The organism is Pseudomonas fortuita (assembly GCF_026898135.2).
Taxonomy (GTDB): Bacteria; Pseudomonadota; Gammaproteobacteria; order Pseudomonadales; family Pseudomonadaceae; genus Aquipseudomonas; species Aquipseudomonas fortuita.
Map to the genome: position 1 here is coordinate 382,788 of NZ_CP114035.2, position 13,701 is coordinate 396,488.

A 13,701-nucleotide genomic window follows, 5' to 3' on the forward strand; every position below is an offset into this window, starting at 1 on the left:
CTTGCCAGCGATTGGGGCCTGTCAGGCGGTGATGATACTGCGGATATCCGCTGCCAGTTCGCGCACCCGCTCTTGCTCGGTATCCCAGGAACACATGAACCGTGCCCCGCCGCTGCCGATAAAGGTATAGAACCTCCACCCCTTGCCGCGCAGCGCTTCAATCGCAGGCTCCGGCATTTGCAGGAACACCCCGTTGGCCTCCACCGGGAACATCAGCTCCACCCCCGGCAAGTCACTCACCAACGATGCCAGCAACTGCGCGCAATGGTTGGCGTGGTTGCCATGGCGCAACCAGGCGCCATCTTCCAGCAGCCCCACCCATGGCGCAGACAGGAAGCGCATTTTCGACGCCAGTTGACCGGCCTGCTTGCAGCGGTAATCGAAGTCTTCGGCCAGTTGGCGGTTGAAGAACAGGATTGCTTCACCCACCGCCATGCCGTTCTTGGTGCCGCCGAAGCACAATACATCCACACCGGCCTTCCAGGTCAGCTCGGCCGGGCTGCAGCCCAGGAATGCGCAGGCATTGGTAAAGCGCGCGCCGTCCATGTGCAGGTTCAGCCCCAGCTCCTTGCAGGTCGCGCTGATCGCCTTCAGCTCGTCGGGGCGGTACACGGTGCCCACTTCTGTGGCCTGGGTAATGGTCACGACCCGCGGCTTGGGGTAGTGGATGTCCTGGCGCTTCAGCGCCACTTCGCGGATGGACTCTGGCGTCAGCTTGCCGTCGACGCTGGCGGCCGTCAGCAGCTTGGAGCCGTTGGAAAAGAACTCCGGCGCGCCGCATTCGTCGGTTTCGACGTGGGCGGTCTCGGAGCAAATGACGCTGTGGTAGCTCTGGCACAGCGAGGCCAGGGCCAGGGAGTTGGCGGCGGTGCCGTTGAAGGCGAAAAATACCTCGCAGTCGGTTTCAAACAGGTTGCGGAAGTATTCCGAGGCGCGCTCGGTCCATTGATCGTCGCCATAGGCGCGGTCGTGGCCGTGGTTGGCCTTTTCCATCGCCGCCCAGGCTTCGGGGCAGATACCGGAATAGTTGTCGCTGGCGAATTGTTGGCTCTTATCTGTCATGACACGGTCCTGTGAACGACGCAGAACAGCACTCTAAACCATCGATTCAGCGGTTGCCTATACAAGCTGCTTTCAGTGGGATCTGCGTCGGCCTCTTCGGGGGGCAAGCCCGCTCCCACAATGGCCATGCATACAGCAATCATTGTGGGGGCGGGCTTGCCCCGCGAAGAGGCCGGCAGCATCAACCCAAAGGCAATGTCGTAAACGCGCCATTGCAAGGCGTGCGCAGGCATCTGACCCGACCCCGCCAGTCATACCATCGCCACAAAGGGCCACAGTGCCCCACGACAAAAAAACGATCGCTGCCGGGAGATACACGATGTTCAGCAAGCAAGACCAGATCCAGGGTTACGACGACGCACTGCTGGCGGCGATGAATGCCGAGGAACAGCGCCAGGAAGATCACATCGAGCTGATCGCCTCGGAGAACTACACCAGCAAGCGCGTCATGCAGGCCCAAGGCAGCGGCCTGACCAACAAGTACGCCGAAGGCTACCCGGGCAAGCGCTACTACGGTGGCTGCGAGCACGTGGACAAAGTAGAAGCCCTGGCCATCGAGCGCGCCAAGCAGCTGTTCGGTGCCGACTACGCCAACGTACAGCCGCACTCCGGCTCGTCGGCCAATGGCGCCGTCTACCTGGCCCTGCTGCAGGCCGGTGACACCATCCTCGGCATGAGCCTGGCCCACGGTGGCCATCTGACCCACGGCGCCAAAGTGTCGTCCTCGGGCAAGCTCTATAACGCCGTGCAGTACGGCATCAACACCGACACCGGCCTGATCGACTACGACGAAGTCGAGCGCCTCGCGGTCGAGCACAAGCCGAAAATGATCGTTGCCGGTTTCTCGGCCTACTCCAAGACCCTCGACTTCCCACGCTTCCGCGCCATTGCCGACAAGGTGGGTGCGCTGCTGTTCGTCGACATGGCCCACGTAGCCGGCCTGGTTGCCGCTGGCCTGTACCCGAACCCGATCCCGTTCGCCGATGTGGTTACCACCACCACCCACAAGACCCTGCGCGGCCCTCGTGGCGGTCTGATCCTGGCCAAGTCGAACGAAGAGATCGAGAAGAAGCTGAACGCCGCTGTATTCCCGGGCGCCCAAGGCGGCCCGCTGATGCACGTAATTGCCGCCAAGGCCGTGTGCTTCAAGGAAGCGCTGGAGCCTGGCTTCAAGGCCTACCAGCAACAAGTGATCGAAAACGCCCAGGCCATGGCCCAGGTGTTCATCGACCGCGGCTACGACGTGGTGTCCGGTGGCACCGACAACCACCTGTTCCTGGTCAGCCTGATCCGCCAGGGCCTCACTGGCAAAGATGCCGACGCCGCCCTGGGCCGCGCGCACATCACCGTCAACAAGAACGCCGTGCCGAACGACCCACAGTCGCCGTTCGTCACCTCGGGCCTGCGCATCGGCACCCCGGCCGTCACCACCCGCGGCTTCAAGGTTGCGCAGTGCGTGGCTCTGGCCGGCTGGATCTGCGACATCCTCGACAACCTCGGTGACGCAGACGTCGAAGCCGATGTGGCGAAGAACGTCGCGGCGCTGTGCGCAGACTTCCCTGTTTACCGCTGAGTGGAGTAAACGACCATGCAACGCTACTCGGGCTTCGGCCTCTTCAAACACTCCCTCAGCCACCACGAAAACTGGCAGCGCATGTGGCGCACGCCCACCCCTAAAAAGGTGTACGACGTGGTTATCGTCGGCGGTGGCGGCCATGGCCTGGCCACGGCCTACTACCTGGCCAAAGAGCACGGCATCACCAACGTTGCCGTGATCGAGAAAGGTTACCTGGGCGGCGGCAACACCGCCCGTAACACCACCATCGTGCGTTCCAACTACCTGTGGGATGAGTCGGCGCAGTTGTACGAGCACGCCATGAAGCTGTGGGAAGGCCTGTCCCAGGACATCAACTACAACGTGATGTTCTCCCAGCGCGGCGTCTACAACCTGTGCCACACCTTGCAGGACATTCGTGACTCCGAGCGCCGCGTCAGCGCCAACCGCCTCAACGGCGTCGATGGCGAGCTGCTGAACACCGCCCAGGTCGCGGCCGAAATCCCGTACCTGGACTGCTCGAAGAACACCCGCTACCCGATCCTTGGCGCAACCGTTCAGCGCCGTGGTGGCGTGGCCCGCCACGACGCCGTGGCCTGGGGCTATGCCCGCGCTGCCGACGCCCTGGGTGTGGACCTGATCCAGCAGACCGAAGTGATCGGTTTCCGCAAGGAAAACGGCGCGGTCATTGGTGTGGAAACCAACAAAGGCTTCATCGGCGCCAAACGCGTCGGCGTGGTCACCGCCGGTAACTCCGGGCACATGGCCAAGCTGGCCGGCTTCCGCCTGCCGCTGGAATCGCACCCGCTGCAAGCGCTGGTATCCGAGCCGATCAAGCCGATCATCGACAGCGTGATCATGTCCAATGCCGTGCACGGCTACATCAGCCAGTCCGACAAGGGCGACCTGGTAATCGGTGCCGGTATCGACGGCTGGGTCGGCTACGGCCAGCGCGGCTCGTACCCGGTGATCGAGCACACCCTGCAGGCCATCGTCGAGATGTTCCCCAACCTCTCGCGCGTGCGCATGAACCGCCAGTGGGGCGGCATCGTCGACACCTCGCCGGACGCCTGCCCGATCATCACCAAGACCCCGGTCAAGAACATGTTCTTCAACTGCGGTTGGGGTACTGGCGGCTTCAAGGCGACCCCGGGTTCGGGCAACGTCTTTGCCGCGAGCCTGGCCAAGGGCGAAATGCACCCGCTGGCCGCGCCGTTCTCCATGGACCGTTTCTACAACGGCGCACTGATCGACGAACACGGCGCCGCCGCCGTCGCCCACTAACCGGAGACACCGTCATGTTGCATATTTTCTGTCCCCACTGCGGCGAGCTGCGCTCCGAAGAAGAGTTTCACGCCTCTGGCCAGGCGCACATCGCCCGCCCGCTGGACCCTGCCGCTTGCTCCGACGAGGAGTGGGGTACCTACATGTTCTACCGTGACAACCCACGCGGTATTCACCATGAACTGTGGGACCACGTTGCCGGTTGCCGCCAGTACTTCAACGTCACCCGCGACACCGTGACCTACGAAATTCTGGAAACCTACAAGATTGGCGAAAAGCCGCAAGTGACCGCCAACGGTAAAGCTGCGAACGCACCGTCGACCGTCAAAGGCCAAGGGGAAAAAGTATGAGCCAGACCTATCGCCTCGCCAGCGGCGGCCGCATCGACCGCAGCAAGGTCCTGAACTTCACTTTCAACGGCAAGACCTACCAGGGTTATGCCGGTGACAGCCTGGCCGCTGCGTTGCTGGCCAACGGCGTAGACATCGTCGGCCGCAGCTTCAAGTATTCGCGCCCACGCGGCATCATCGCTGCCGGCACTGAAGAGCCGAACGCCATCCTGCAGATCGGTTCCAGCGAAGCCACCCAGATCCCGAACGTGCGCGCCACCCAGCAGGCGCTGTACGCCGGCCTGGTCGCCACCAGCACCAACGGCTGGCCGAACGTCAACAACGACGTGATGGGCATCCTCGGCAAGGTGGGCGGCAGCATGATGCCGCCGGGCTTCTACTACAAAACCTTCATGTACCCGAAATCGTTCTGGATGACGTACGAGAAGTACATCCGCAAAGCTGCAGGCCTTGGCCGTGCACCGCTGCAGAACGACCCGGACAGCTACGACTACATGAACCAGCACTGCGACGTGCTGATCGTCGGCGCCGGCCCTGCTGGCCTGGCCGCTGCACTGGCTGCTGCGCGCAGCGGCGCCCGTGTGATCCTGGCTGACGAGCAGGAAGAGTTTGGCGGTAGCCTGCTCGACAGCCGCGAAACCCTCGACGGCAAGCCTGCCGCCGACTGGGTCAACGCCGTGATCAAAGAGCTGGAAGGGCTGCCGGACGTGACCCTGCTGCCACGTGCCACGGTCAACGGCTACCACGACCATAACTTCCTGACCATTCATGAGCGCCTCACCGACCACCTCGGTGACCGCGCACCGATCGGCCAGGTACGCCACCGTGTGCACCGTGTACGCGCCAAACGCGTGGTGCTGGCGCCCGGCGCCCACGAGCGCCCGCTGGTGTACGGCAACAACGACGTACCGGGCAACATGCTGGCCGGTGCAGTCTCCACCTACGTTCGCCGCTACGGCGTGGCCCCGGGCCGCAAGCTGGTGCTGTCGACCAACAACGACCACGCCTACCGCGCCGCGCTGGACTGGCACGACGCTGGCCTGCAAGTGGTCGCCATCGCCGATGCCCGCCACAACCCACGGGGCTCGCTGGTTGAAGAGGCGCGTGCCAAAGGCATCCGCATCCTCACCTCCAGCGCCGTGGTCGAGGCCAAAGGCAGCAAGCATGTCACCGGCGCCCGCGTGGCGGCCATCGATGTGCAGGCGCACAAAGTCACCAGCCCAGGCGAAACCCTTGAGTGCGACCTGATCGCAACCTCCGGTGGCTACAGCCCGATCGTGCACCTGGCTTCGCACCTGGGCGGTCGCCCGGTATGGCGTGACGACATCCTCGGCTTCGTGCCGGGCGATGCACCGCAGAAACGTGAGTGCGTGGGTGGTATCAACGGCGTCTACGCCCTTGGTGATGTGATTGCCGACGGTTTCGAAGGCGGCGTTCGCGCAGCCACCGAGGCGGGCTTCAAAGCCTCTGTCGGCACCCTGCCAAAAACCGTGGCGCGCAAGGAAGAGGCCACCGTGGCACTGTTCCAGGTGCCGCACGACAAAGGCACCAAGGGGCCGAAGCAGTTCGTCGACCAGCAGAACGACGTGACCGCCGCCGGTATCGAGCTGGCCACCCGTGAAGGCTTCGAGTCGGTTGAGCACGTAAAACGCTACACCGCGCTGGGCTTCGGTACCGACCAGGGCAAACTGGGCAACATCAACGGCCTGGCCATCGCCGCCCGTTCGATCGGCATCACCATCCCGGAAATGGGCACCACCATGTTCCGCCCCAACTACACGCCGGTCACGTTCGGCGCGGTAGCGGGCCGCCACTGTGGCCACCTGTTCGAGCCCGTGCGTTTCACCGCCCTGCATGCCTGGCACGTGAAGAACGGCGCCGAGTTCGAAGACGTTGGCCAGTGGAAGCGCCCTTGGTACTTCCCCAAAGCCGGTGAAGACATCCATGCCGCCGTGGCCCGCGAGTGCAAGGCCGTGCGCGACAGCGTGGGCCTGCTGGACGCCTCGACCCTGGGCAAGATCGACATCCAGGGCCCGGACGCGCGCGAGTTCCTCAACCGCATCTACACCAACGCCTGGACCAAGCTCGATGTGGGCAAGGCCCGCTATGGCCTGATGTGCAAGGAAGACGGCATGGTTTTCGACGACGGCGTAACCGCCTGCGTCGGCGACAACCACTTCATCATGACCACCACCACCGGCGGCGCCGCCCGTGTGCTGCAGTGGATGGAGCTGTACCACCAGACCGAATGGCCAGAGCTGAAGGTGTACTTCACCTCGGTTACCGACCACTGGGCCACCATGACCTTGTCCGGCCCCAACAGCCGCAAGCTGCTCAGCGAGCTGACCGATATCGACATGGACAAGGAAGCCTTCCCGTTCATGACCTGGAAGGAAGGCAACGTCGGCGGCGTGCCGGCCCGTGTGTTCCGTATCTCGTTCACCGGTGAGCTGTCGTACGAAGTCAACGTGCAGGCCAACTACGCCATGGGCGTGCTGGAACAGATCATCGAGGCCGGTAAAAAGTACAACCTGACCCCGTATGGCACCGAGACCATGCACGTACTGCGTGCCGAGAAGGGCTTCATCATCGTGGGCCAGGACACCGACGGTTCGATGAACCCGGACGACCTGAACATGAGCTGGTGCGTTGGCCGTAACAAGCCGTTCTCGTGGATCGGCCTGCGTGGCATGAACCGTGAAGACTGCGTGCGCGAGAACCGCAAGCAGCTGGTAGGCCTGAAGCCGGTCGACCCGACCAAGTGGCTGCCGGAAGGCGCCCAACTGGTGTTCGACCCTAAACAGCCGATCCCGATGGACATGGTTGGCCACGTCACCTCCAGCTACGCGTCCAACTCCCTGGGCTATTCATTCGCCATGGGTGTGGTCAAAGGCGGCCTCAAGCGCATGGGCGAGCGTGTCTACTCGCCGCAGGCAGATGGCAGCGTGATCGAAGCGGAAATCGTGTCTTCGGTGTTCTTCGATCCGAAGGGTGAGCGGCAGAACGTCTAAGGCCCTGAGATAGGTCTGCTTGAAATGCAAGCCCTGTGGGAGCGGGCTTGCCCCGCGAATGCGATGGTGGCCTTACCGCCCTCTTCGCGGGACAAGCCCGCTCCCACAGGCCACCGCTAGCATTCGGGCATTGCATGTGACCTCTGGTCTTACGGACAACAGAATTCAAGGCAGGTAAGAAATGAGCGCTATCAACGTCTTCCAGCAAAACCCCGGCGCCGAGGCCAAGGCCCAGTCGCCACTGCACCACGCCGACCTGGCCAGCCTGGTTGGCAAAGGCCGCAAGAACGCAGGCGTGACCCTGCGTGAACGCAAGTTCCTTGGCCACCTGACCCTGCGTGGCGACGGCCATAACCCGGAATTCGCCGCCGGCGTGCACAAGGCCCTGGGCCTGGAGCTGCCAGTAGCCCTGACTGTGGTCGCCAATAACGACATGTCGCTGCAATGGGTCGGCCCCGACGAGTGGCTGCTGATCGTGCCCGGTGGCCAGGAACTGGCGGTCGAGCAAAAGCTGCGTGCAGCCCTTGAAGGCCAGCATATTCAGGTGGTCAACGTCAGCGGCGGGCAAAGCCTGCTGGAACTGCGCGGCCCGAACGTGCGCGAAGTGCTGATGAAATCCACCAGCTATGATGTTCACCCGAACAACTTCCCGGTGGGCAAGGCCGTGGGCACTGTGTTCGCCAAGTCGCAACTGGTGATCCGCCGTACCGCCGAAGACACCTGGGAGCTGGTGATTCGCCGCAGCTTTGCCGACTACTGGTGGCTGTGGTTGCAGGACGCTTCGGCCGAATACGGCCTGAGCATCGAGGCTTAAGGAGAGCAGAACATGAGTCGGGCACCGGATACCTGGATTCTCACCGCCGACTGCCCGAGCATGCTCGGCACCGTCGACGTGGTGACGCGTTACCTCTTCGAGCAGCGCTGCTACGTGACGGAGCACCACTCCTTCGATGACCGGCAGTCGGGGCGCTTCTTCATTCGTGTCGAATTCCGCCAGCCGGACGATTTCGACGAAACGGGCTTCCGTGCCGGCCTGGCCGAGCGCAGCGAAGCGTTCGGCATGGCTTTCGAGCTGACCGCACCGAACCACCGCCCGAAAGTGGTGATCATGGTGTCCAAGGCCGACCACTGTCTGAACGACCTGCTGTACCGGCAGCGTATCGGCCAGCTGGGCATGGACGTGGTTGCAGTGGTGTCCAACCACCCCGACCTCGAACCCCTGGCGCACTGGCACAAGATCCCCTATTACCACTTCGCACTCGACCCCAATGACAAGGCGGGGCAAGAGCGCAAGGTCCTGCAGGTGATCGAGGAAACCGGCGCCGAGCTGGTTATTCTCGCCCGTTACATGCAGGTGCTGTCGCCCGAGCTGTGCCGGCGCCTGGATGGCTGGGCGATCAACATTCACCACTCCTTGTTGCCAGGGTTCAAGGGCGCCAAGCCTTATCACCAGGCCTACAACAAGGGCGTGAAGATGGTGGGCGCCACGGCGCACTACATCAACAACGACCTGGACGAAGGGCCGATCATTGCCCAGGGGGTCGAGGTGGTGGACCACAGCCACTATCCGGAAGACCTGATTGCCAAGGGGCGGGATATCGAATGCCTGACCCTGGCGCGTGCTGTGGGGTATCACATCGAGCGGCGGGTGTTCCTCAACGCAAATCGGACTGTCGTTCTCTGACATCCTGTACCGGCCTCTTCGCGGGACAAGCCCGCTCCCACAGGTTCATCGCCATGTTCGAAAGAGCGGTGAGCCTGTGGGAGCGGGCTTGTCCCGCGAATGGCCTCACACCTTTGTGCCTGCCGCTAAAAGACATCCCTCTGTCGCTTCCAGTCAGTGCAACCCGCCCTATCAGGCCCACAATCTCCTGCATTCCAGTAACACATGCCGCCCACGGATGGCGGCGCTTCAACCAACGCTGCATAAATAAAAATCAAGCGAGGTAAAAGCAATGTCTGGCAATCGTGGAGTGGTATATCTCGGCGCCGGCAAGGTCGAAGTGCAACACATCGACTACCCGAAAATGCAGGATCCGCGCGGCAAGAAGATCGAACACGGCGTCATTCTGAAGGTGGTCTCCACCAACATCTGCGGCTCCGACCAGCACATGGTCCGCGGCCGTACCACTGCCCAGGTCGGCCTGGTCCTGGGCCACGAAATCACTGGTGAAATCGTCGAGATGGGGCGTGACGTCGAACGCCTGAAAATCGGCGACCTGGTGTCGGTACCCTTCAACGTTGCCTGCGGCCGCTGCCGCTCGTGCAAAGAGATGCACACCGGTGTCTGCCTCACCGTCAACCCGGCCCGCGCCGGTGGTGCTTACGGCTATGTCGACATGGGCGACTGGACCGGTGGCCAGGCTGAGTACGTGCTGGTGCCATACGCCGACTTCAACCTGCTGAAACTGCCGGACCGCGACAAGGCCATGGAAAAGATCCGTGACCTGACCTGCCTGTCCGACATCCTGCCCACCGGCTACCACGGTGCCGTGACGGCTGGCGTAGGCCCAGGCAGCACCGTATACGTTGCAGGCGCTGGCCCGGTCGGCCTGGCCGCTGCAGCCTCGGCCCGCCTGCTGGGCGCCGCCTGTGTCATCGTCGGCGACCTGAACCCGGCCCGCCTGGCCCACGCCAAGTCCCAGGGCTTTGAAGTGGTCGACCTGTCCAAGGACACCCCGCTGCACGAGCAGATCATCGACATTCTTGGCGAGCCGGAAGTGGACTGCGCCGTCGACGCCGTCGGCTTCGAGGCCCGCGGCCATGGCCACGAAGGTGCCAAGCATGAGGCCCCGGCTACCGTGCTGAACTCGCTGATGCAAGTGACCCGCGTTGCCGGCAACATCGGTATCCCGGGCCTTTACGTGACCGAAGACCCAGGCGCGGTAGATGCCGCCGCCAAGATCGGCGCGCTGAGCATCCGCTTTGGCCTGGGCTGGGCAAAATCGCACAGCTTCCACACCGGCCAGACCCCGACCATGAAGTACAACCGCCAGCTGATGCAGGCGATCATGTGGGACCGTATCAACATTGCTGAAGTGGTGGGGGTGCAGGTGATCAACCTGGATCAGGCGCCGGAAGGGTATGGCGAGTTTGATGCGGGTGTGCCGAAGAAGTTTGTGATTGACCCGCACAAGATGTGGGGTGCGGCGTAATTCGGCTTCAACTAAAAGAGCCCCTCCAGTTGAGGGGCTTTTTTTAGCTGTTTTCAATTATCGTGCATTTTGTATGTTGGTTTGCCCTGATCTCAGTGTCTTTATTTGGTTTTCAATTAGACGGTATTTTGTGGTTTCAAGGTGAATATCTCGTTTGATTTGTGAAAGTAATTTTTTCTCGTGAGTAGGCTTATTCCCGACGCTCTTTTGTCTGTTTATTGTTGAGGAAAGTTTGCTTTTTTCCGCCCCTAGAGCAACTAATCGATCTCCGCTACTTGTCAGTTCGGTCTGTAGATACATCGCTTGACGTGCATCACTGGGGGAAGAATATCCAATATTTAATTGATGGTTGGTGCGCGATTCTGCAAGTCTAGCTCCAGCCGGGGGGGGAGGCAGTGGTCTACCTTCATTCGGCCGGCGTTGTGGAGCCGCTGAATAATTGTTGGCAGCCCCGCTGGCGGGGCGATTGGGAGTAGTAGGAAGGTTGCGAGAGGGAGTTCTCAAGCCCATCATGTTGCCGAGCCCCTTCAGCGCTCTGATAATCAAGATTGACGCTTGTCCAGATGGATCTATTTTGTTGATCGGATCATTCTCGCAATAAGCATAGGCGTTTACGCCACCATCGCCAAATGGGCTCTGATGTAAATCCGGATTGCAAAAACGTCTGAGTGTCGTACTGAATTGACGGTGTCCGTTACCTAAAATGTCCATTTGGCTCAACGGATCGCGCCATTGCCCATTGAAGAGGATTAGTGTTTTGATATCTTGGGAGGAGAGATATCCATAAGGTGATAGTGACACAGCCTCAAGTTGTATGCCGAGAACTGAATTGGCACGATCAATTGACAGTAAATTTGATTTTTCCGATGTTGCGAGCTGTGCAACGGGTGTTTCTTGCGCCCACATAATTTGCCGATGTCCCTTAGCCGATATTTCAGATGCCAGGTGCCCATTTTGGTAAAAGTGCATCACATCTGAAGTTGCCGATTTTTCGGGGCGTACCGTTGCGACATCAGCGTTTTTTAAAATTTGAGCTACTGGATTGTCGGTCATGGCTTGTTGCCTTCGGAGATGTATCTAGGGTGTTCAATTTGCATGCCCGAATTTGCCAGCACAACTAGCATATTTATCAGGTGGTTGGGCATTTGGAACAAACCCTTACACCTGGAGTCCAATACGCACGTTTCCCCAGCGCTCCCGGCCAACGAGGTCCCTCCTGATGAAAGCATTCACCCTGGCAACCCTGATGACTCTGGCCGCAAGCCCGGTGTTCGCCTTCAACCTCAGCGACGCCGCTAACGCCGTGACCGCTATGCAAAACCAGAAACAACAAGGCCAAGTGCAGGCACCCGAGGCGCAGGCCAATTTGCTTAACACCTTGGGCAGCGAATTGAAGATCACCCCCGAACAGGCCGTGGGTGGGGCAGGGGCAATGCTGGGCTTGGCGCGTAATAACCTGAGTACCGATGACTATGGGCAACTGACCAAAGCGGTACCTGGCCTGGACCTGCTGGCCGGGGCCAATGCGCTGGGCGGCTTGAGTGGCTTGGGCGATTTGCTGGGCAAGAACAGCGAAAGCCAGTCGGCCCTGAGCAACGCGCTGGGCAATAACGTGGAAAACCGCAGCGACCTGGACAGTGCGTTCAAGGCGCTGGGGATGGACACGGGGATGATCGGGCAGTTTGCGCCGTTGATTCTGCAGTACCTGGGGCAGCAGGGGATTGCCGGGTCGTTATTGCAGAATTTGGGTAGTTTGTGGACTACGCCGGCGCCGTTGGCCCAGCCTTCGGTCTAGGGGGTTGTAGGGGCAGTGTGGGTATCACCGCTGTGGAAGGCTGGCGCCGTCCTGTAGGAGCGGAGCGGCACAAGGCCGCTCCTACAAGGGGCCGCGCAGGCCTTGGGCTATTGGGTCAGGCGGCTTCTGTGAAGTCCACCAGGCGCACGGGGCGGCGGAAGCCGGCGGTCAGTATCGCCAAGTAGGCCAGGCCCAAGGCAAACCAGCACAGGCCAATCACCAGCGTCAGCGCCGACAGGCTGGTCCACAGCCACAGTGTCAGCCCCAACCCTACCAGCGGCACCACGCCATAGCTCAGCAGCCCCTTGGCATTACGCTGGCTGGCATCATCCAACAGATGCGTCTTCACCACCGCCAGGTTTACCGCCGAGAACGCCACCAGCGCGCCGAAGCTGATCAGCGAGGCGAGGGTAGCCAGGTCGATCACCAGCGCCAGCAGCGAGAAGGCTGACACCAGCAAAATAGCGAACACTGGCGTACCAAAGCGCGGCGACAGGTAACCAAAGCTACGGCGTGGCAGCACGTTGTCGCGGCCCATGGTGAACAGGATGCGCGACACCGCCGCCTGCGAGGCCAGCGCCGAACCCAGGCTGCCCGCAACATACGCGGCGGTGAAGAAGTTGGTGAGGAACTGCCCGCCCGCCTTGAACATCACCTCGTTGGCCGCTGCATCGGCATTGGCAAAGCTGCTGCCCGGCAGCACCAGCTGGCTGACATAGGCCAGCAGGGTAAACAGCAAACCGGCAAACAGGGTGGTGAGGATGATCGCCCTTGGCACGTCGCGGCGTGCGTCGCGGCATTCTTCGGCCAGGGTCGACACAGCGTCGAAGCCCAGGAACGACAGGCACAGCACCGCTGCGCCCGCCATCAAGTGGCCGAAGCCCGGTTTGCTGCCGTCACCCAGCAGCGGCGACAGCAGGTCGAGCGGCTGGCCGGCCAATGTCTGGCAGGACAGCGCGACAAACACGCCGATAAACACGATCTGCGCGCCAACGATCAGGTTGCTGGTCTTTGCCACCGAGTTGATGCCGACCACGTTCAGCACTGTCACCAGGGCGATGCAGGCGAGCACGAAAGCCCAGGCGGGTACTGCCGGGAAGGCGATGTTGAGGAACAGGCCGATCAGCAGGTAGTTGATCATCGGCAGGAACAGGTAGTCGAGCAGCAACGACCAGCCGGCGAGAAAGCCGATGTTGGGGCCGAAGGCCATGTTGGTGTAGGAATAGGCCGAGCCTGCAACCGGGAGGCGTTTGACCATGAAGCTGTAGGACGCAGCGGTGAACAGCATGGCCACCAGAGTGACCAGGTAGGCGCCGGCGGTGCGGCCACCGGTGAGTTCGGTGACGATGCCGTAGGTGGTGAAGATGGTCAGTGGGACCATGTAGACCAGGCCGAAGAACACCAGAGCGGGCAGGCCGAGGACACGGCGAAGCTGGGCGGGGGTGGAGCTAGATGGGTTGGCCATTGATCGATCCAGGCTTTTTGTAAT

Annotated in this window: 11 protein-coding genes; 8 read left to right on the forward strand and 3 right to left on the reverse strand. The window is 61.6% G+C overall.

What is annotated here, in order from left to right:
* Nucleotides 1-21: 21 nt before the first annotated feature.
* A complete protein-coding gene (locus tag OZ911_RS01715; RefSeq protein WP_016484534.1) occupies nt 22-1,062 on the reverse strand; it encodes a threonine aldolase family protein in 1,041 nt (346 codons plus the stop codon).
* A 319-nt stretch (nt 1,063-1,381) separates the two neighbouring features.
* Between OZ911_RS01715 and OZ911_RS01720 the strand changes: the two genes are divergently transcribed.
* From OZ911_RS01720 to fdhA, 7 genes are all read left to right on the forward strand, one after another.
* Nucleotides 1,382-2,635: a serine hydroxymethyltransferase gene (locus tag OZ911_RS01720; RefSeq protein WP_016484535.1), complete on the forward strand. Its 1,254-nt coding sequence runs from the start codon at nt 1,382-1,384 to the stop codon at nt 2,633-2,635.
* A 15-nt stretch (nt 2,636-2,650) separates the two neighbouring features.
* Nucleotides 2,651-3,901, forward strand: coding sequence for a sarcosine oxidase subunit beta family protein (locus tag OZ911_RS01725; protein ID WP_016484536.1), 1,251 nt, complete (start codon nt 2,651-2,653; stop codon nt 3,899-3,901).
* Between the two features lie 14 nt (nt 3,902-3,915).
* Nucleotides 3,916-4,251 carry a sarcosine oxidase subunit delta gene (locus OZ911_RS01730; RefSeq protein ID WP_016484537.1) on the forward strand — a complete coding sequence of 112 codons (336 nt, stop codon included), beginning with the start codon at nt 3,916-3,918 and terminating at the stop codon, nt 4,249-4,251.
* Nucleotides 4,248-7,262, forward strand: a complete 3,015-nt coding sequence (locus OZ911_RS01735) for a sarcosine oxidase subunit alpha (RefSeq protein WP_016484538.1) — start codon at nt 4,248-4,250, stop codon at nt 7,260-7,262. Before OZ911_RS01730 ends, OZ911_RS01735 begins: the two co-directional genes overlap by 4 nt.
* A 181-nt stretch (nt 7,263-7,443) precedes the next feature.
* Entirely contained in the window at nt 7,444-8,076 is a 633-nt protein-coding gene (locus OZ911_RS01740) for a sarcosine oxidase subunit gamma (protein ID WP_016484539.1), read from the forward strand.
* Between the two features lie 12 nt (nt 8,077-8,088).
* Nucleotides 8,089-8,946 (forward strand): formyltetrahydrofolate deformylase, encoded by an 858-nt coding sequence (gene purU, locus OZ911_RS01745; protein WP_016484540.1) that lies wholly within the window; start codon nt 8,089-8,091, stop codon nt 8,944-8,946.
* A gap of 271 nt (nt 8,947-9,217) precedes the next feature.
* Nucleotides 9,218-10,417 carry a formaldehyde dehydrogenase, glutathione-independent gene (fdhA, locus tag OZ911_RS01750; protein ID WP_016484541.1) on the forward strand — a complete coding sequence of 400 codons (1,200 nt, stop codon included), beginning with the start codon at nt 9,218-9,220 and terminating at the stop codon, nt 10,415-10,417.
* Between the two features lie 57 nt (nt 10,418-10,474).
* Here fdhA and OZ911_RS01755 read toward each other — a convergent pair whose 3' ends face one another.
* Nucleotides 10,475-11,470 (reverse strand): RHS repeat-associated core domain-containing protein, encoded by a 996-nt coding sequence (locus tag OZ911_RS01755; protein ID WP_083283738.1) that lies wholly within the window; start codon nt 11,468-11,470, stop codon nt 10,475-10,477.
* A 166-nt stretch (nt 11,471-11,636) separates the two neighbouring features.
* On the opposite strand from OZ911_RS01755, the gene OZ911_RS01760 reads away from it, so the two are divergent.
* Nucleotides 11,637-12,212: a DUF2780 domain-containing protein gene (locus tag OZ911_RS01760; RefSeq protein ID WP_023048954.1), complete on the forward strand. Its 576-nt coding sequence runs from the start codon at nt 11,637-11,639 to the stop codon at nt 12,210-12,212.
* A 115-nt stretch (nt 12,213-12,327) separates the two neighbouring features.
* On the opposite strand, the gene OZ911_RS01765 is transcribed toward OZ911_RS01760, so the two are convergent.
* Nucleotides 12,328-13,677, reverse strand: coding sequence for an APC family permease (locus OZ911_RS01765; RefSeq protein ID WP_268968555.1), 1,350 nt, complete (start codon nt 13,675-13,677; stop codon nt 12,328-12,330).
* Nucleotides 13,678-13,701: the final 24 nt, after the last annotated feature.

Excerpts from the sequence above, each read along its gene's own strand:
- OZ911_RS01715 (WP_016484534.1), bottom strand. The coding sequence starts at position 1,062 with ATGACAGATAAGAGCCAACAATTCGCCAGCGACAACTATTCCGGTATC.
- OZ911_RS01720 (WP_016484535.1), top strand. The coding sequence starts at position 1,382 with ATGTTCAGCAAGCAAGACCAGATCCAGGGTTACGACGACGCACTGCTG.
- OZ911_RS01725 (WP_016484536.1), top strand. The coding sequence starts at position 2,651 with ATGCAACGCTACTCGGGCTTCGGCCTCTTCAAACACTCCCTCAGCCAC.
- OZ911_RS01730 (WP_016484537.1), top strand. The coding sequence starts at position 3,916 with ATGTTGCATATTTTCTGTCCCCACTGCGGCGAGCTGCGCTCCGAAGAA.
- OZ911_RS01735 (WP_016484538.1), top strand. The coding sequence starts at position 4,248 with ATGAGCCAGACCTATCGCCTCGCCAGCGGCGGCCGCATCGACCGCAGC.
- OZ911_RS01740 (WP_016484539.1), top strand. The coding sequence starts at position 7,444 with ATGAGCGCTATCAACGTCTTCCAGCAAAACCCCGGCGCCGAGGCCAAG.
- purU (WP_016484540.1), top strand. The coding sequence starts at position 8,089 with ATGAGTCGGGCACCGGATACCTGGATTCTCACCGCCGACTGCCCGAGC.
- fdhA (WP_016484541.1), top strand. The coding sequence starts at position 9,218 with ATGTCTGGCAATCGTGGAGTGGTATATCTCGGCGCCGGCAAGGTCGAA.
- OZ911_RS01755 (WP_083283738.1), bottom strand. The coding sequence starts at position 11,470 with ATGACCGACAATCCAGTAGCTCAAATTTTAAAAAACGCTGATGTCGCA.
- OZ911_RS01760 (WP_023048954.1), top strand. The coding sequence starts at position 11,637 with ATGAAAGCATTCACCCTGGCAACCCTGATGACTCTGGCCGCAAGCCCG.
- OZ911_RS01765 (WP_268968555.1), bottom strand. The coding sequence starts at position 13,677 with ATGGCCAACCCATCTAGCTCCACCCCCGCCCAGCTTCGCCGTGTCCTC.